Source organism: Legionella beliardensis (genome assembly GCF_900452395.1).
GTDB lineage: Bacteria > Pseudomonadota > Gammaproteobacteria > Legionellales > Legionellaceae > Legionella_C > Legionella_C beliardensis.
Genome location: NZ_UGNV01000001.1, coordinates 1,842,437 through 1,859,962, shown reverse-complemented (window position 1 = coordinate 1,859,962; position 17,526 = coordinate 1,842,437). Strand labels below are relative to the sequence as shown.

Here is a 17,526-nt window from a genome sequence, read left to right as displayed (position 1 = left end):
TTAGTTTGGATTTTCCTTTAAAGTGAGCATAGACAGTTAAAAAATTGCATGGCATAGTCAAAGAGACTATCGCTACGGAGGAAGCACTGCATGTCGACTAAAGATAGCAATAAATCATTGAGTAGTCTTTTTTCTCAAAGCATTTTTGCACTGTTTTGTATTCAGATTTTTTCGACATTAAGTTTTAGTGTTTTATATTCAACCTTAGTTCTCTATATGACTGGCCCTTTACATTTAACGACGCAATATGCCAATAGTGTGATGGGTGTTTTTGTAGCCTTTAATTTTGCTTTGCATTTATTAGGCGGTTATTGGGGAGGGCGATTTTTATCTTATCGGGCTTTATTTTGTGTCGGCATGCTCGCGCAAATTTTGGGCTGTGTACTGCTTTCGCTTGTGCAAATAGACTATTTTTACTATGGCTTAGCTGTTTTCCTAACTGGGTCAGGCGTAAACATTACCTGTCTAAATTGTATGCTAACCCAGCGTTTTGAACCTGAAGATACCAGGCGAGAAAGTGCTTTTCTTTATAATTATGCTGGTATGAATATTGGTTTTTTTGCCGGTTTTAGTTTAAGTGGCTATTTTCAATTACTACAAAATTATCATCGCTTATTTCTATTAAGTAGTATTGGTAATTTAGTGGCTTTGTTAATTTGTTTATATTTTTGGCATGCTTTGGCAGACAGGTATAGCCTTTTTATTCAGCAGGACAAGGCAAGGCAACGACGTTTATCTTTAAAGGGCTTATTAATGGTTATTTGCTTGCCTTTTGTTTTAAGCCCACTGCTGCATTTTGCTGATCTTGCTAATAAACTCGTTCTTTTAACAGGCATTATTATGCTTGGCGTAGTTTACGTACTAGCTTTTAAGCAAGCTGAGCAGGAGGCGCGACAAAAGATATTCGCCTTTGGCATACTCATGGTAATAGGTATTGTATTTTGGATGCTTTATCAGATAGGCCCTATGGGATTAACGCATTTTATTGATCATAATGTACAAAGGCATTGGCTAATGATTACGATTCCACCGCAATGGTTTCAAAATATAAATACTATTTGCATTGTATTAGGTGGGCCTTTATTAAGTATGTTATTTACTCGTATGCGAAACCGCGGCATTTATATTAATATTCCGATGCAATTTGCTGCTGCTTTGTTTTTAATTGGTTTAGCATTTGCTATTTTACCGCTTGGTATTGTCAATGCGAATGCTAAGGGCTTAATAGGGCCTGAATGGATTGTGCTTAGTTTTATTTTGCAAAGTGCAGGCGAGCTACTAATTTCACCCATAGGCTATGCCATGATTGGTGCACTCGCGCCAGTTTCCCTGCAAGGGGTGATGATGGGTATATGGATGTTATCATCAGGGGTAGGGGCCACGTTGTCTAGCTATAGTTCGAACTGGATGACAATCGGGCAAAACACGGTTAATCCATTATTAACAAATGCCGGCTATAGTCGCGTGTTTTTAATTTTAGGTTGTGTAGCTATTGCCGCAGGCGCTTGTTTATGTATTATATCGCCAGTTATAAAAAGATGGATGAATGATAAGAAGCAAATTGAAGAAAGCAGTGCTACGTTAGTTACGGTGTAATTAAAGTAAATTTAAAATAAACGCTTTAAAATAGTCTTTTACAGCGATGCAATTATACGGATATTGGATTAAAAAAGTCAGTTCGCTAAGAAAATGACGCCTTTAATAGCGAACGGCATTGTTGCATGGATGGATAAATTAAAACGTAGCTTAGGCGCAGGCCCATAGGGCCTAAACCTGGGTTTCACTTTGTTTCACCCAGGCTACAAGGTCATTTTGAGCACTTATTCTATCCACGCAATAATGCCATAGCGAATTGATACTAATTAGGTTGGTTAATTGAGTAGTTTGTTTAACCCAATTAAAATATTAAATGTAATATGGGATAAAGAGTTACCTTATTCTGCTGCAGATGGCAGTTTATACTGTCTCGCGCCGGAGCAGCAGCTGCAGATTGAAAAATCCTACCTTGAGAGCCTAGGTATTCCTACAAGGTGGCAACAGCTAAGTCAAAAAAAAGATGCCTACTACATTATTGCTGATACGCATTTTAAAGCAGGCCTAACTTTTTTATTAAGCTGGAATTATTGGCAACAGCATGCGCCAAGATCTGCCTCCCTTTATTATCTTTGCTGTGATGAGCAGCCTTTACAAAAAGAGGATTTAGCAAAAATTTTAGCTAATTTCCCGCAATTTAAGCAGCAAGCAGGGCATTTATTAGCCCAATACCCTATTTTAATCCCTGGTTTTCACTGCTTAAGATTTGAGGAGGGCCGAGTCAATTTAATTTTAATGCTAGGTGATGTTTTTTCTTGCCTGCAGCAGCTATTGATTTGTGGTGAAAAAAACCTTGAAAGGCAATTGCGAACTTATGCGATAGATGCCTGGTTGCTTAAACAACCTCAATTGACCTCATCAGGAAAAGAGAAGGAATTATTTAATACCATTGCTTTATTATCAAAGCCTCAAACTCATATAGCCTGTTTTAACCCAACATGCCTAGTAGAAACTTATTTAAAAGAGGTAGGTTTTATAAGTGCTAAAACAATAGAATATAAAAATGATAATTACATTTTAAAGGCTAAATTTACGCGAGCAATTAACCATGTAAAAGGTAAGACAACGCCATGGCATATGCCCTTATTAAATCCTACAGAAAATAAAAAAGTTACGGTGATTGGTGGCGGATTAGCTGGGTGTTTTCTTGCTTATTTTCTAGCTAAACGAGGGCAGGAAGTTATCTTACTGGATAATCACCCACACGTGGGCAATGGGGCATCTGGTAATAGACAAGCTATTTTATATCCTCAACTTTCAGCATTTAGCTCGCCTGCTGCTAACTTTATGCTAACGGCTTATTTATATGCTCATCGATTTTATAAGGAATTATTAATAACTGAGCCTATTGGTGATTTATCAGGTATATTACAACTTGCTTATACGGATAAAGAGTATAAAGCAATCACTAAAATAAATAATAGTTTATTGGCGTATTATCCTGAGTTAGGTAAATTACTTACTATTAAAGAAGTATCAAGCTATGCACATTTAGAGCTTGAGTGCGCGGGATTATTTTTGCCCCTGTCCGGTTGGATTGATAGCCAGGCACTGTGTGCAGTATTAATTAATCATCCAAATATACAGCATGTTGCTAATTATCAAGTTGATTCACTGTCTTATGATCAAAAGTTATGGCACTGTGGTGACTACCAATCAGAAATAGTCATACTGGCTAATGGTTACCAAGCAAACCAATTTACTGAGTCTTCTTTTCTACCAATACAACCCACGTTTGGGCAATTAACATTTGTTAAGACTAATGAAGAATTAGCGCAATTGCGAATCCCTCTGTGTGGTTCTGGGCATATTTTACCAAAGCACAATAATAAACACGCCATAGGGGCAACTTATTACCCAAATAAACTTAAAATAGATAGTATTCAAGCTGATCATTTGATAAATCTGACTAAATTAAGCAAGTTATTACCTGATTTAAATGAACCAATGACTGTGTGTGGCAGTTGGCATGGTATACGTGCAGCAACGCCTGATTACTTACCCATTGTTGGACCACTGCCTGATAAGCTTAATTTTAAAAAATGTTTCGCACGTTTAGCAAAAGATCCTAAACGTTGCTTACCCTTGGCTGGAGGTTATTACCCCGGTATCTATCTTTTTACCGGTTTTGGCTCACGAGGTTTAACCAGTATCCCTCTTTGTGCTGATTGGCTAAGTGCTTTAATCGCTAATCAACCTACTTTTTTACCTTATTCTTTTATTCGTGCATTATCGCCTGCGCGCTTTTTGCTTAAAGAAATGATGAAGCAAGGCGCAATAAGCTAAGTGAGTTTATGAAATGTTCTATACTTTTATAATACCCTATAAAAGGAGTTTACGATGCAAGTATGGACGTTACCCGAGTATTTACAGCAATTGCGAGAGGGGCAGCTAAGGCCTATTAAACCATTTGCGATGGGATTAGATGAGCTTGTTGAGATGGGTCGATTTGCTAAGAAAATAACCATCCCCTTAACCGAAGTGCATTTTCCACCTCAACCTGATGTAATAGAAAGTAGTTATCAACTATTAAAGCCTGTATTAGCTGAGCTTGTAAGTAATGAAGAATTTTCTTGGAGCTATCATTACGGCTTTTTTTCAGCCAAAGAAGTAGCGCATGGGTATTTATCTGAGGCAATTAATCAAGCAATTTTTAAAGGCAAAACAATGACGTCTCATGACATTGAATTGCAAAAATTCCTACATTATATCTGTGAAGCGCTCATAAGTGGTATTGAAGTCGATGAAGCCCTTAATTATGTAAATAACGCTCATTTACATAATCAATTTGCACTCATGGTTTCTGCTCTAACCTTAGAATGCCCAAGTAAAAAAGATCTGATCGCTTTTTATAAAAAAGGAAAACACTACAATATGGTTTATCAAGCTCGTTTATTTTCAAATAAAGAATTTGAGCAAGCTTTAGCAGAGCAATTAAAAACGACTTATAATCAAGTCATTAAAGTCATCCTTACTGTTTTGCAAGAAGAGGATAACACGCAATTTATGATGACTGAAGAAGATAATTATATTGAACTATTAAAAATGTTTGTGGCACTTTTTGATAAATTAATGAGTTTAGATTCATCCTTTTTGCTAAAAGAAGTCCTTGATACATTAAAAACCCAGTCTACTTTTTTAGGACAAGGCATTGAATTTGGAAGTGAAAATGACGCAAAATCAGCCATGCAAACGTTAAAAAATTTAATAAATCAATTGATTGAGCCACAAGTTAAACAAGCATTTTCTCTGAATACCAGTTATCATGAGCAGGTGAGTCATAGACCTCTTGCCTAATTTAGGCTATATCTATTTATGCATAAAAGAATGCTTTTATTTTAATTTAAGAAGCTTGCTAATTTAAATTGAGATAGGTAATCTTCCGCCACACTTTACTTAAAGTTTAATGAGGGTACTCCATGGACATTGAGATTTTTCAAATAGATGCTTTTACTGATAAGATATTCCATGGAAATCCAGCTGCAGTTTGTCTTTTAGATGAATGGCTTAATGATGAATTGATGCAAGCGATTGCCTTTGAAAATAATCTTTCCGAGACGGCTTTTATTATTGAAGACGAGAAGGGCCTTTCTATTCGTTGGTTTACGCCAAGAGGTGAGGTAAGTTTGTGTGGTCATGCAACACTAGCTGCGGGGTTTGTTTTATTTGAATTGGGTAATGCCAATGAGATTATTGAATTTTCTAGTCAAAGCGGCTCGATTAGTGTAAGTAAAAAAGATAACCTCTACACATTAGATTTTCCGCGCCTAAGCTATCAAGCATGTAATATACCCGATGTAATTAAGACAATCGTTGATAAGCCCCTAATTGAAGTTTACGAAAGTGAGTTAGATTATTTAGCCATTCTTGCTGATGAAGAGCAGGTTAGCCGTTCGACAGTGAACTTAACGGCATTAACCAGTTTGGCCAAGCGCGGATTAATATTATCTAGCATCAGTAGTGAGGCTGATTTTTACTCACGTTGCTTTTATCCAAAACATAATATTGCTGAGGATCCGGTAACAGGTTCAGCACATTGTGTTTTAGCGCCTTATTGGTCTGCGCGTCTAAATAAAATAAGTTTACATGGTATTCAAGGTTCTTACAGAAAAGGTGAAGTATTTTGTGAAGTAAAAGACCGACGCGTTTCTATTTCCGGCCACTGCCGATGGTATTTAAAAGGAAAGTTATTTATTTAATTTACCTAAAGTGACTAACCATCAATTTCTATTTGCGCAAAAAGGGAAGCGACATGGCCTATGATTCGTGGTTTAGTAAAAATATATTGATTTAGGTAACCCACGCCAACGGTGAATGTCTTAGAAGCTTTCTGATTAATGCCAATAAGAAAACGATTTTGCTCGATGGTATTACTGGTAATCCAAATAGGCCTATTTAAATTTATAAAAAACTCATCATACCAAACCCAATTTAAAGACTTATAAAAGGGCCTATTTATCGTTAAGCGATTACGAAATCGATAATTTAATGCTGAAAAATTATCGCGTCTACGTTCTTCAAGCCTGCTTCTTAATTGCAGGTTATATTGGTTTACTTTGCCTGCTAGAACGCTTTGTTGCCAAGTTCTAAATTCAGTCCTATCAGGCACATTTGCTGTTAAGGAACCGATAATAAGTGATGTTGTACCAACCCAGACAGTCAAAGAAGGTAAAACCCGATAACCTACACCTATATTATTTAAAAACTGATCAAGTGGGTTAGGCGCATCTTGTACACGCAATTGTGGCTCTAAATAAAATCGATAGTTATTACTGTTAATGTTAATAGTCAAGGTATTCCAAATTTTTGCCACTTCTATTTGAGCAAGCCCATTTTTTATAGGTATTATTAAAATTACCACAATTAAAAAAAGTTTATTTAATTTCATTTGCATAAGACTTACTGTCCAAACACCAAGTTTAACCAGATTAATATTGTGGGTAAGTTTATTTTTTTATTCAATAGTAAAATTTTAAGTTTAAAACCCCACTTTGAGGTTTTTATGTTTCACGGAAGCGTGTTTGCTTTGTCTTTAAGACCTTTTCCAAACACGCTATACACATCCATACCCTTCAACTGCTTGAAAAGGCCTTAAAGACAAGCAAATAGGGAATAAATATTTCGAACCAGGTAGTTAAACGCTTTGAGTACGTAGCAGGTTAGAAGAAATTGCACTATGATGAATAAAGCTGAAGGTAACTTCGGCCTTTTATTAATTTTTATAAGGATAAACAATGAACGCATGGAACAGTGTTATTTTTATGAAAACAAATAAGCCTTGGTCTGAAATTAATGCGATGGCAAAGTGGGAAGGTGTAGAGAAAATGTGGTCTACTATGGGCGATTGGGATTGGTGTATTAAGCTTAATGGTGAGGCCTCTACCCCTGAAAAAACAGAAGCCTTTGTATCTCGCATGCGTGAGCAACAATGGGCTACTGAAACAAAGACCAGTTGGTGGAAAGAAATTTCACCCAGTAAATAATTATTGTTTATCTAATTTTTAGTTCGTTCTACTAATCTAATTCCTCGCCTTCAGCGAGGAATTTTAAAACACGACACACGCATAATTTTAAGTTGCTATCAGCTTAAGGTCATGATAAAAAGTCCATTCATAAGCTCAAAAGGAACTAGGTTATGATTAGTTCAAAAGGAAGAATTTTTCGTGAATTAGTTGCAAATCAGCTACCATTACAGGTTGTAGGCGTAATTAATGCCTATTGTGCCATGCTTGCTGAACAAGCTGGTTGCCAAGCAATTTACCTTTCTGGTGCAGGTGTTGCTAATGCCTCTTATGGTATACCTGACTTAGGTATGACCAATTTAACCGATGTGCTAGAAGATGTGCGCCGCATTAATCAGGTCACCTCACTCCCTTTATTAGTTGATGTTGATACGGGTTGGGGGCATGCGTTTAATGTCGCGCGAACCATAAAGCTTATGGAAAGTGCAGGCGTTGCTGCCATTCATATTGAAGATCAAATTCTTGCTAAACGCTGTGGCCATAGACCTAATAAAGAAGTAGTATCTAAACATGAAATGGGAGATCGAATTAAGGCAGCAGTTGATGCAAGACTAGATGATGAATTTGTCATTATGGCGCGGACAGATGCTTATGCTATTGAAGGCTTAGCAGCTACGATTGAAAGAGCCCAGTATTATGTTGAACTTGGCGCAGACATGATTTTTGCTGAAGCAATTACATCTCTTGCCGATTATCAGCGATTTACGCAATCAGTTAAGGTGCCTGTTTTGGCAAATATCACTGAATTTGGTAAAACGCCTCTATTTACTAGGCAAGAGCTTGCTGATGTAGGCATACAATTAATTCTTTATCCATTAAGTGCTTTTCGAGCCATGTCTAAGGCTGCTTCAGATGTTTACAAGACAATTTTAGGTGCGGGTACACAAAAAGAAATGCTACCTGCTATGCAAACAAGAAATGAGTTATATGAGGTATTAGGTTACCATAGTTATGAAAAGCGATTGGATCAATTAATGGAGGAACAAGATGGTTAATAATACAGCAGGATTGGCTGGTGTGATTGCTGGGCAGTCAGCAATTGCTACCGTAGGACAAGAGGGAAGTGGCCTTAATTATCGGGGGTACTCTATTGATGATCTTGCTGAAAAAGCGTCGTTTGAAGAAGTGGCTTACTTATTACATTATGGTCGCCTACCTACTCGCCATGAGCTCAATACTTATATAGAAAAACTCATAGGCTTACGTCACTTGCCAAGTATCTTAAAAAATATTTTAAAATTGATTCCAAAGCAAGCGCATCCCATGGATGTATTACGTACTGCCTGCTCTATGTTAGGCACATTAGAGCCTGAAAATGATTTTTCCCAACAGTATGATATTGCCGATAGGCTATTAGCCTTATTTCCAGGCATCATGTGCTTTTGGTATGCTTACCATTTCCATGGGAAAGAAATTAGTGGGCTGAGTGAGGAAAGAACACTTGGTGGCCACTTTCTTTTCTTGTTAAACGAGAGAGAGCCTACCGAGCTTGAGCGTAAGATGATGAATGTTTCTTTAATCTTATACGCTGAGCATGAATTTAATGCATCAACATTTGCAGCCCGGGTGACGGCTGCGACATTAGCTGATTTTTATTCTGCCATTACGTCAGCAATAGGCACCTTGCGCGGCCCTTTACATGGTGGGGCAAATGAGGCAGCGATGGAATTATTAACCCAGTTTAAATCGCCAGAGGATGCTGAAGAAAAGCTAATGCTTATGTTAGCCAACAAAGCAAAAATCATGGGCTTTGGGCACCGAGTCTATAAAGACTGCGATCCACGTTCTGATATTATTAAAGCCTGGTCAAAAGAATTAGCCGAAAGTAAGAATGATACCTTATTATTTGAAATTTCAGAGCGTGTTGAAGCGGTTATGCGGCGTGAAAAGAAGCTATTTCCTAATTTAGATTTTTATAGCGCTTCTGCTTATCACTATTGCGATATACCAACACCTTTATTTACACCAATTTTTGTTATGTCTCGTATCACAGGTTGGGCAGCGCATGTGTTTGAGCAACGTGCTGATAACCGATTAATTAGGCCTAGCTCCGAATACATTGGCCCTGCACCACGCCCTTTTGTTGCTATTGAGGATAGAGAATAAATGAATGCTTATGTTGAAGATAACATTAAACCTGAGTATGACACCGTTATAGTGGATATTGTTGATTATGTCTTGAATTACAATATTGCTAGTGTAACTGCTTATGAAACAGCGCGCTTTTGCCTTATGGATACCTTAGGTTGTGGCATGTTAGCACTTAATTTTCCAGAATGTACTAAATTGCTAGGCCCAGTTGTGCCTCATGCTAATTTACCTCAAGGTGCTCGAGTTCCAGGCACATCCTATGAACTTGATCCCGTGCAAGCTGCTTTTAATATTGGTACGATGATAAGGTGGCTTGATTTTAATGATACTTGGCTGGCAGCAGAGTGGGGACACCCCTCTGATAATCTAGGCGCTATCCTTGCTGTTGCTGATTATGTCAGTCGTAACACTAAACGTTCTCTTACTATGCATGACGTACTCACAGCAATGATTAAAGCCCATGAGATCCAAGGCTGTTTAGCGTTGGAAAATAGCTTTAATCGAGTAGGCCTTGATCACGTTATCCTCGTGAAAATAGCAAGTACGGCTGTCGCGAGTTGGCTTTTAGGGTGCGATCGTGACACCATGTTAAGTGCCGTATCACAAGCATTTGTTGACGGTCAGAGTTTGCGAACCTATAGGCATGCACCAAATACAGGTTCACGTAAATCATGGGCAGCTGGTGATGCAACGTCTCGCGCTGTCAGGTTGGCATTGATAGCCGCTCAAAAAGAGATGGGCTACCCAAGTGCTTTGACGGCACCTACTTGGGGTTTTTATGATGTGCTTTTCAAGCACAATTCCTTCCAATTCCAAAGGCCTTATAGCAGCTATGTTATGGAAAATGTTTTATTTAAATTATCTTATCCTGCTGAATTCCATGCACAAACAGCCGTTGAATGCGCTGTCAAATTGCATTCTTTAGTCAAAGATAAATTAGATGACATTGCTCGCATAGAAATAATAACGCATGAATCAGCCATTAGAATTATCAGCAAACAAGGAAAACTCCATAATCCTGCCGATAGAGATCACTGCCTTCAATACATGGTTGCTATAGGTTTATTGCATGGGGATCTAAGAGCTGAGCACTACGAAGATGAGGCAGCGACCGATCCACGCATTGATGCGTTACGCGATAAAATGCAGGTAACTGAGAATAAGCAATTTTCACAAGATTATCATGATCCCCAAAAGCGCTCCATTGCCAATAGCCTTAAAGTCATTTTCAAAGATGGTGAAGAATCAGAGCTAGTTACTGTTGAATACCCTATTGGTCATCAGCGCCGAAGACAAGAAGGCATGCCTGTTTTATTAGCTAAATTTGAACGTAATCTACGCAGTCGTTTTAACGAAGCTCAATTTAAACAAATTTCAGAGACAATGAGTGATACCAATGTATTAAGTAGTCTATCTGTCGTTGATTTTATGGCACTTTGGCAAGCTTGATTAGTGCAATGATAGTGAGAAATGGATAATTTCTCACTAGAATGAATGGTTTAAAATTTACGTGGTATGCGTGTAATACTCATTATTTTAGTAGCAATTTCCTCGACAGAAAAACGAGTAGAATTTAAATAAGGAATATTTTCATGTTGGTACATGGCTTCAACCTCAGAAACTTCTAAGCGGCATTGCTCAGCTGACGCATACCTACTGTTTGGCCGACGCTCAGTGCGTATTTGTTGTAAACGCTCTGGATCAATAGTTAGGCCAAATAATTTGTTTTTATAAGGCCGCAGTAATTCTGGCAGCCTAAAGGAACTTAAATCATCCTCAGTAAAAGGGTAATTAGCAGCAAAGATACCAAAGTGGAGTGCCATATATAAGCAGCTTGGTGTTTTACCACAGCGTGAGACGCCTATTAAAATGATGTCTGCTTGTTCATAACCTTTGATCTTTACGCCATCATCATGAGCTAAAGCATAATCAACCGCAATAATACGGTGGGTATAGGATTGAGAAACACCATGTGCTCTACCTACTGTATAGGATGACTTTTCACCTAATTCTTTTTCAAGAGGGCCAAGGAAGGTATTAAATAAATCTAGCACACAAGCATTGGCTTGGTTAATAGTATGAGCTATATCGGAATTAATTAAGGTGATAAATACTAATGGCTTTACGCCTGTTTGCTTAAATAACTGATTAATCTGGTCAACAGCTGATTTAGCTTTTGGTAAAGTATCGATATAAGGAATGGTGTGTTTTTCAAATTCAATATTATTAAATTGAGTAAGTAGACTGTGTCCTAAATTTTCTGCAGTAATACCAGTACCGTCAGAAATTATAAATACATGGCGCTTCATAATGGTTCTCAATTAAGAATAAGATAAATAATAGCAGTACGAAGTTAGAAAATAACGCTTTTTCAACCATTTAAGGCTTAAAAGTTCATTGCTTGGGTATGGTTCTTCTGCTATGTTGAATAATATTTCACATGATAGAAGTTTACTATGAAAGAAGCTGTCTTGAATACTAAAAATCTATTATCTATCGCCAATGAGATACAGGCTATTGCGCAGATAGGACTGGCGTATTGTAAAGACCAGTATGATAGGGAGCGGTATAAGCAATTGATGGCCGTATCTGCTAAATTGTTTAATATAAAGTCAGAAGAGGCGCTAGAATTAAAAGTAAAATTCTTAGCAGAAAGGGGTTACGCCTCTCCTAAAATAGATGTAAGGGCGTTTATTCGCAAAGATGATGAATTATTATTAGTGCAAGAAAGACAAGATGGTAAGTGGGCTTTACCAGGCGGTTGGGCTGATGTAAATTTATCACCTTCAGAATGTATAGTAAAAGAGGTGAAAGAAGAAACAGGACTCATTTGTAGAGCTGTTAAGCTAGTCGCTTTGTGGGATACGGCGCGGCATGATCATCCCCCGCATTGGCCTTATACTTACAAGTGCATTTTTCAGTGTGAAATTCTCGGCGGCAAATTTGAAAGTGATCATGAAATAATGGATATCAGTTTTTTTCCTTTAAATAACTTGCCACCTTTATCATTAAGTAGGATTACAAAAAAGCAAATAAATGAACTAATTAAGTTAGTTGACTCAGAGGTAGGTTATACAGTTTTTGATTGATTTTTTAAATTTAGCTAGGCTATAACTTTATGGAACATGATAGGTATCAGCATAACAAAATGTTATTTATTATTAGCATAGCTAGCTTAATAATTGGCTTAACATTGTTAGCTTTTTCGCTTTATATTTTACCTAATTTAATTTGGGATCTTAATTATGATGTCCCTTCATTTATCTACCTATGGAGTGAAAGTCTTAAACAGAACTATAATTTTACTAATATAGGAGCTCGCCTTGTTGTGTTTTTAATTTTTTTTATACCAGCAATTCTCGCTACCTTTATTGCTTATTTAACGTCAAATACGATTGAAAATGAATTATATGGTTTTACGCCACCTGAAAGAGAGTTTAGAACAAAAGCTGTAAAAGACAGTAGTAAAGAAACCCTATTAGTTACGCTGCAATTATTGATAATTATTGGGCTGGTTATTGCAGGTGTCTATAGTATACATTGGTTACTTTCAGTACCGCCCTAAACCAATAGGAGTTGTTAATGAATTTTTTTACACGTTTTACTATCCGATCCATGAAGAAAAAGCTTAAAGCCCTGAAGCATAATCGTTTGCTTAATCCTGCTTCAGATGAGGCGATTGCTAAAGAAATTGGTCTGTATATAAATTTAGCAAAAATTTATCAATCAGTAAAAAATAGAAAAAAATTTCCCTTTGCAATATTAATGGAAGAAGAGTGCTTACGTGCTGCGGCCTCCCTAGATTCTACCGAGGCGCAGTATAAGCTTGGTAATAAGTTACTAGAAGAGGGAAAATTCCGGGATCAACTTGAGCAAGAAGAGTTATTTGCAAATGTTAGTAATGAGCGTCAAAAAAAACAACTGTATGAAGAAGCACATGCTTATTTACTTGCTGCAGATAATTTAGGGCATATTGAGGCAAAAAGGTTACGCGGTCTTAGTTATATTAATGGCTGGGGAGTTGAATCAGATAAGAAGAAAGGATTTGATTTAATTGTCGAAAGCATTGATAAAGAAAATAGCTGGGATAAAGTACCGCAAATTTTTGCATCTATGGGGCTTAACAAGCCTGAGTTTTTTTCCGCTCTAGCTAAGCATCGAGGTAAAGGTTAATATTTAATCTGTTTAGCGAGACTTTGTGTTATTAAAGGGGCTAAATTTAGCTAGGGCTTTTTAAATTACTGAAATCAGTGCCAACTAAGGATTAAATTTGAGGTCTTTGGTAAACACGCATAAAGCCATCCTGTCGTTCTCAAAGCACATCCTTGTGCTTTGAAGGTTTACCAAAGACCTCAAACTTAATCCTTAGTTATTCCCATCGGTAAATTACTAGCCTTCTATTAGTTTATAATATAGCAGGTGGGTATCTGAATCTTGATAAAAGGGTGAGCTGCACGTTAATTTTTCTTAACTCCAATAACTTAAATAAAGCGTAAGAATTTTTTGTCCCCAAAATAGGGTAACTAATCCAGCAATGCAAAGAAATGGCCCAAAGGGGATAGGCGTATCTTTGGATTGCTTTTTTAATTTTAAATAAATTAAACCAACAATAGCGCCAGTGATTGAAGACAAAAGTAGAATTAAAGGTAAAACAGTCCATCCAAACCAGGCGCCGAAGGCTGCAAATAATTTAAAATCACCATGCCCCATGCCAATTTTGCCAGTAATTAAGTAGAAAATTTTTATGAATAGCCATAATAAAAAGTAGGCGCCAGCGGCACTTAAAACAGCATTAGGTAAGGCAGTAAATAAGGCTTGGGTATTAGCAATTAAACCAAGCCAAAGTAAAAGTAAAGTTAAGCTATCTGGTAGCAATTGATGATCTAGGTCAATGAAAACTAAGCAAAGTGTTATCCAAATAAAGATTAAAGAGAAAATTAAAGCAATCCCAAAACCAAAATGCCAGCTTGCATAAAGGCCTAATAAACAACTTAAGACTTCAATCATTGGATAACGCCATGAAATTGGCACTTGACAGTAACGGCAACGACCTCGCAGCGCAATATAACTAAGGACTGGAATATTATCAATTGCCTTAACGGTGTTATTGCAATTAGGACAAAATGAGCGTGGTAAGAAAAGGTTGATTTTCCGATTTTCTGTAGTAGATAAATTTAGTAAATAGGCGCATTCAGCTAGCTGTTCAGCCATTAACATCAAGGGCAAGCGATAAATAATGACATTTAATAAGCTGCCAATAACTAATGAAAACAAAGCAATCAAAAAGTAAAAGATTGCGCTATTTTGCAGGATTAATTCGCTGTCTAACATGAGTTAAACCACGGAGCCTAGTTTAAAGATAGGTAGATACATAGCAACGACTAAACCGCCAACTAAAATACCTAATATTGACATAATTATGGGCTCTAATAAACTACTTAACGAATCAACCGCATTATCAACTTCTTCTTCATAAAAATCAGCAACTTTAGTGAGCATTTGCTCTAAAGCACCCGATTCTTCACCAATTGCAACCATCTGAACAACCATACTAGGGAATAAACGGGTATTTTCCATTGCTAGTTTTATCCGTTGACCACTTGAAACTTCTTCGCGTATTCTATCCGTTGCTTGCGCATAAATAATATTACCGGTTGCCCCAGCTACGGATTTTAAAGCATCGACTAAAGGTAATCCTGCAGCGAAAGTAATAGAGAGGGTACGGGCAAAGCGTGCAATGGCAGCTTTTTGTAAAATAGGCCCAATAATAGGAAATTTAAGCATTAGACGATCAATGGTATGGGCAAAATTAGCAGAATGATTTTTAGCATGAATAAAAGCATAAACCGCGATGCCTAGAATCCCAAAGATAATATACCAATAGGATTGAAAAAATTCTGACATATCAATAACTCCCCGCGTTAAAGCCGGCAGATCCGCACCAAAACCTTTAAACAGGGACTCAAATTGTGGTACAACAAAAATTAATAAAGCAGCTGTTACTAGAAAGGCTACAATCAGTACCGCAATAGGATAAGTTAAAGCCTTTTTAATTTTCTTTTTGATTTTTTCTATTTTTTCCTTATAAGTAGCAATTTTAGCTAGCATCACATCAAGTGAGCCTGATTTTTCGCCAGCGTCAACTAAATTATAATAAAGTTCATTGAAGAATTTTGGGTGTTTTCTCAAAGCTTCTGATAATGTTAAGCCTGATTCAATATCCTTTTTAATGGTTTCAAGGAGAGCTTTAACCTTTTGGTTTGTTTGGCCTTGAGCAATAATATCGAAAGATTGTACTAAAGGAATACCAGCATTTAGCATGGTAGCTAACTGACGGGTAAATGCCGTAATGTCAGCGGAGGTAATTTTCTTATTTTTCTTATCAAAAAGGGGCTTGCGCTTTTTAATAACTTTATTGGTGATGATCCCTTGTTTACGTAGGGCTGCTTTGGCTATTGCAATGCTGTTTGATTCAATAATACCATTCACTCGTTCTCCCGAGCGATTGACTCCCTCCCATCGATAAGTAACAATCGTATTCTTACTTCTATCCATAGCTTACTCAACCGTTACTCGATTGACCTCCTCAAGTGTTGTAACGCCAGCCTTTATTGTTTCCAGTCCTGACTGATAAATAGTCATAAAGTTTTCAGATTGGGCTTGTTGTAAAATGTCAAAGGAATTTCCGCCCGACATAATAACTTCTCCTATTGCCTTTGACATAGGCAGGACTTCAAATAAGCCAATTCGCCCTTTATAACCATTATTTGAGCAGTGAGGACAACCGGCTGCTTTATATAATTTAATGGTTTGAGCCTCTTCTTCATTAAAGCCTAGCTCAATTAATCCTTTAGGGGTGATATCATCACGTACAGCCTTGCATTGTTCACATAAACGTCTTGCTAAACGCTGGGCAATGATTAGCGTGACAGAGCTTGCAATATTAAAGGAAGGCACACCCATATTAATTAAGCGTGTTAATGTTTCTGTTGCACTATTGGTATGCAAGGTAGAAAGTACTAAATGCCCAGTTTGGGCCGCTTTAATCGCAATTTCTGCTGTTTCTAAGTCTCTTATTTCGCCCACCATGATGATGTCTGGATCTTGACGTAAAAAGGCGCGAAGTGCACCAGAAAACGTTAAACCGGCTTTAGGATTAATATTTACTTGATTAATACCTTGCAGTTTAATTTCTACAGGATCTTCGGCAGTTGAAATATTAACTTCTTTGGTATTAAGAATATTCAATGCTGTATATTGGGTAACTGTTTTCCCACTACCTGTTGGACCTGTTACGAGAATCATTCCTTGCGGTTTTTCAATGGCTTTGAGGAAGTTTTTCTTTTGAATAGGATTAAAGCCTAATGATTCTATGCCTAGTTTAGTTGAGCCAGGATCTAAAATACGCATGACGACTTTCTCACCGCCCACTGTAGGGCAGGTGCTAACCCTAAAATCAATAGCGCGTGTTTTTGATAACCTCATTTTAAATCGACCATCTTGTGGAACCCGGCGCTCAGATATATCTAAGCTTGACATGACCTTAACACGCGAGGTAATGCGGCTCGCTAAATTTACTGGTGGTGATGCAACTTCCATCAATACCCCATCCAGGCGATAACGAATACGATATTCTTTTTCAAATGGTTCAAAATGAATGTCTGATGCACCTTTTTTGATTGCTTCAATGATTAGCTTATTTACAAATTTAACAATTGGCGCATCGTCTTGCTTAAGCGCATCAACTTCTTGCTCTTCATCGCCAGCATTAATTTCTATACCTTCATAGCTATCATCGGTATTTTCATAACTAGCAAGCCCTGCACTTTCTTTATCATGAAGGAATTTATCAATCAGTTTGCCTAACTTATCTGTTTCTACCACGATAGCATTGGTATGCAAACCGGTATGGAACTGTATTTCTTTTAAGGCTGCTTGTTTACTTGGGTCGTCTATTGCTAAAAATAAGTGATTGCCGTGCGTATAAAGTGGAATGATGCAATGCCGAGATATCAGTTTTTCATTGACCAGTGAAATAGGTATAGTATCAAGATCAATACTATCTAAATCAATTAAAGGAACTCCAAAATTATGAGCAATAGTAAATGCAATTCTTTCTGAATTAAGAATATGATTAGAAACAAGATATTGTAATAAACTTTGCCCATTACTTTGGGCAATATGTTGATATTCTAGTGCTTTTACTTTATCTAAAAGTTGTTCATGCACTATCAGCTGGGCAATACCTTGCAAGCGTTGGTCTTCGGCTGTTGCTCTCATGGCTTAGTTGGTTTTCCTATAATCCTATGAGTACTATAGA

General features: G+C 37.2%; 16 protein-coding genes. 11 read left to right on the top strand and 5 right to left on the bottom strand.

Annotation, left to right across the window (positions count from 1 at the left end; translation table 11 throughout):
- Positions 1–90: 90 nt before the first annotated feature.
- From DYE47_RS08205 to DYE47_RS08190, 4 genes are all read left to right on the top strand, one after another.
- Positions 91–1,596, top strand: coding sequence for a peptide MFS transporter (locus tag DYE47_RS08205; RefSeq protein ID WP_115302811.1), 1,506 nt, complete (start codon positions 91–93; stop codon positions 1,594–1,596).
- A 279-nt stretch (positions 1,597–1,875) separates the two neighbouring features.
- Positions 1,876–3,879: an FAD-dependent 5-carboxymethylaminomethyl-2-thiouridine(34) oxidoreductase MnmC1 gene (gene mnmC1 / locus DYE47_RS08200; protein WP_115302810.1), complete on the top strand. Its 2,004-nt coding sequence runs from the start codon at positions 1,876–1,878 to the stop codon at positions 3,877–3,879.
- A gap of 54 nt (positions 3,880–3,933) precedes the next feature.
- Positions 3,934–4,890: a hypothetical protein gene (locus DYE47_RS08195; protein WP_115302809.1), complete on the top strand. Its 957-nt coding sequence runs from the start codon at positions 3,934–3,936 to the stop codon at positions 4,888–4,890.
- A 122-nt stretch (positions 4,891–5,012) separates the two neighbouring features.
- Positions 5,013–5,792 carry a PhzF family phenazine biosynthesis protein gene (locus DYE47_RS08190; protein ID WP_115302808.1) on the top strand — a complete coding sequence of 260 codons (780 nt, stop codon included), beginning with the start codon at positions 5,013–5,015 and terminating at the stop codon, positions 5,790–5,792.
- 14 nt (positions 5,793–5,806) lie between these two features.
- Here the strand turns inward: DYE47_RS08190 and DYE47_RS08185 are convergent, their stop codons facing one another.
- Positions 5,807–6,487: a DUF2490 domain-containing protein gene (locus DYE47_RS08185; protein WP_115302807.1), complete on the bottom strand. Its 681-nt coding sequence runs from the start codon at positions 6,485–6,487 to the stop codon at positions 5,807–5,809.
- 340 nt (positions 6,488–6,827) lie between these two features.
- On the opposite strand from DYE47_RS08185, the gene DYE47_RS08180 reads away from it, so the two are divergent.
- From DYE47_RS08180 to DYE47_RS08165, 4 genes are all read left to right on the top strand, one after another.
- The gene (locus DYE47_RS08180; protein ID WP_115302806.1) at positions 6,828–7,076 is read left to right on the top strand and encodes a hypothetical protein; all 249 of its coding nucleotides are present in this window, start codon (positions 6,828–6,830) and stop codon (positions 7,074–7,076) included.
- A 152-nt stretch (positions 7,077–7,228) separates the two neighbouring features.
- Positions 7,229–8,110 carry a methylisocitrate lyase gene (gene prpB, locus DYE47_RS08175; RefSeq protein WP_115302805.1) on the top strand — a complete coding sequence of 294 codons (882 nt, stop codon included), beginning with the start codon at positions 7,229–7,231 and terminating at the stop codon, positions 8,108–8,110.
- Positions 8,103–9,221 (top strand): bifunctional 2-methylcitrate synthase/citrate synthase, encoded by a 1,119-nt coding sequence (gene prpC, locus DYE47_RS08170; protein WP_115302804.1) that lies wholly within the window; start codon positions 8,103–8,105, stop codon positions 9,219–9,221. Before prpB ends, prpC begins: the two co-directional genes overlap by 8 nt.
- Positions 9,222–10,655 (top strand): bifunctional 2-methylcitrate dehydratase/aconitate hydratase, encoded by a 1,434-nt coding sequence (locus tag DYE47_RS08165; protein ID WP_115302803.1) that lies wholly within the window; start codon positions 9,222–9,224, stop codon positions 10,653–10,655.
- 50 nt (positions 10,656–10,705) lie between these two features.
- On the opposite strand, the gene ppsR is transcribed toward DYE47_RS08165, so the two are convergent.
- Positions 10,706–11,515 carry a posphoenolpyruvate synthetase regulatory kinase/phosphorylase PpsR gene (ppsR, locus tag DYE47_RS08160; RefSeq protein ID WP_115302802.1) on the bottom strand — a complete coding sequence of 270 codons (810 nt, stop codon included), beginning with the start codon at positions 11,513–11,515 and terminating at the stop codon, positions 10,706–10,708.
- 147 nt (positions 11,516–11,662) lie between these two features.
- On the opposite strand from ppsR, the gene DYE47_RS08155 reads away from it, so the two are divergent.
- From DYE47_RS08155 to DYE47_RS08145, 3 genes are read left to right on the top strand one after another with little or no spacing between them, the layout of a single operon-like run.
- Entirely contained in the window at positions 11,663–12,295 is a 633-nt protein-coding gene (locus tag DYE47_RS08155; RefSeq protein WP_115302801.1) for an NUDIX hydrolase, read from the top strand.
- 29 nt (positions 12,296–12,324) lie between these two features.
- The gene (locus tag DYE47_RS08150; protein ID WP_115302800.1) at positions 12,325–12,771 is read left to right on the top strand and encodes a hypothetical protein; all 447 of its coding nucleotides are present in this window, start codon (positions 12,325–12,327) and stop codon (positions 12,769–12,771) included.
- 17 nt (positions 12,772–12,788) lie between these two features.
- On the top strand, positions 12,789–13,379 hold the full coding sequence (locus DYE47_RS08145) for an SEL1-like repeat protein (RefSeq protein WP_115302799.1): 591 nt from the start codon (positions 12,789–12,791) through the stop codon (positions 13,377–13,379).
- 294 nt (positions 13,380–13,673) lie between these two features.
- Here the strand turns inward: DYE47_RS08145 and DYE47_RS08140 are convergent, their stop codons facing one another.
- From DYE47_RS08140 to pilB, 3 genes are read right to left on the bottom strand one after another with little or no spacing between them, the layout of a single operon-like run.
- A complete protein-coding gene (locus tag DYE47_RS08140) occupies positions 13,674–14,537 on the bottom strand; it encodes a prepilin peptidase (protein WP_115302798.1) in 864 nt (287 codons plus the stop codon).
- 3 nt (positions 14,538–14,540) lie between these two features.
- Positions 14,541–15,761: a type II secretion system F family protein gene (locus DYE47_RS08135; protein WP_115302797.1), complete on the bottom strand. Its 1,221-nt coding sequence runs from the start codon at positions 15,759–15,761 to the stop codon at positions 14,541–14,543.
- A gap of 3 nt (positions 15,762–15,764) precedes the next feature.
- Positions 15,765–17,486, bottom strand: a complete 1,722-nt coding sequence (gene pilB, locus DYE47_RS08130) for a type IV-A pilus assembly ATPase PilB (RefSeq protein ID WP_115302796.1) — start codon at positions 17,484–17,486, stop codon at positions 15,765–15,767.
- Positions 17,487–17,526: the final 40 nt, after the last annotated feature.

What these genes read in the sequence shown, in the direction of transcription:
- DYE47_RS08135 (WP_115302797.1), bottom strand. Translation starts at nt 15,761, where the DNA reads ATGGATAGAAGTAAGAATACGATTGTTACTTATCGATGGGAGGGAGTC.
- DYE47_RS08180 (WP_115302806.1), top strand. Translation starts at nt 6,828, where the DNA reads ATGAACGCATGGAACAGTGTTATTTTTATGAAAACAAATAAGCCTTGG.
- DYE47_RS08145 (WP_115302799.1), top strand. Translation starts at nt 12,789, where the DNA reads ATGAATTTTTTTACACGTTTTACTATCCGATCCATGAAGAAAAAGCTT.
- DYE47_RS08155 (WP_115302801.1), top strand. Translation starts at nt 11,663, where the DNA reads ATGAAAGAAGCTGTCTTGAATACTAAAAATCTATTATCTATCGCCAAT.
- DYE47_RS08185 (WP_115302807.1), bottom strand. Translation starts at nt 6,487, where the DNA reads ATGCAAATGAAATTAAATAAACTTTTTTTAATTGTGGTAATTTTAATA.
- DYE47_RS08150 (WP_115302800.1), top strand. Translation starts at nt 12,325, where the DNA reads ATGGAACATGATAGGTATCAGCATAACAAAATGTTATTTATTATTAGC.
- DYE47_RS08165 (WP_115302803.1), top strand. Translation starts at nt 9,222, where the DNA reads ATGAATGCTTATGTTGAAGATAACATTAAACCTGAGTATGACACCGTT.
- DYE47_RS08195 (WP_115302809.1), top strand. Translation starts at nt 3,934, where the DNA reads ATGCAAGTATGGACGTTACCCGAGTATTTACAGCAATTGCGAGAGGGG.
- prpC (WP_115302804.1), top strand. Translation starts at nt 8,103, where the DNA reads ATGGTTAATAATACAGCAGGATTGGCTGGTGTGATTGCTGGGCAGTCA.
- DYE47_RS08190 (WP_115302808.1), top strand. Translation starts at nt 5,013, where the DNA reads ATGGACATTGAGATTTTTCAAATAGATGCTTTTACTGATAAGATATTC.
- pilB (WP_115302796.1), bottom strand. Translation starts at nt 17,486, where the DNA reads ATGAGAGCAACAGCCGAAGACCAACGCTTGCAAGGTATTGCCCAGCTG.
- DYE47_RS08205 (WP_115302811.1), top strand. Translation starts at nt 91, where the DNA reads ATGTCGACTAAAGATAGCAATAAATCATTGAGTAGTCTTTTTTCTCAA.
- DYE47_RS08140 (WP_115302798.1), bottom strand. Translation starts at nt 14,537, where the DNA reads ATGTTAGACAGCGAATTAATCCTGCAAAATAGCGCAATCTTTTACTTT.
- prpB (WP_115302805.1), top strand. Translation starts at nt 7,229, where the DNA reads ATGATTAGTTCAAAAGGAAGAATTTTTCGTGAATTAGTTGCAAATCAG.
- ppsR (WP_115302802.1), bottom strand. Translation starts at nt 11,515, where the DNA reads ATGAAGCGCCATGTATTTATAATTTCTGACGGTACTGGTATTACTGCA.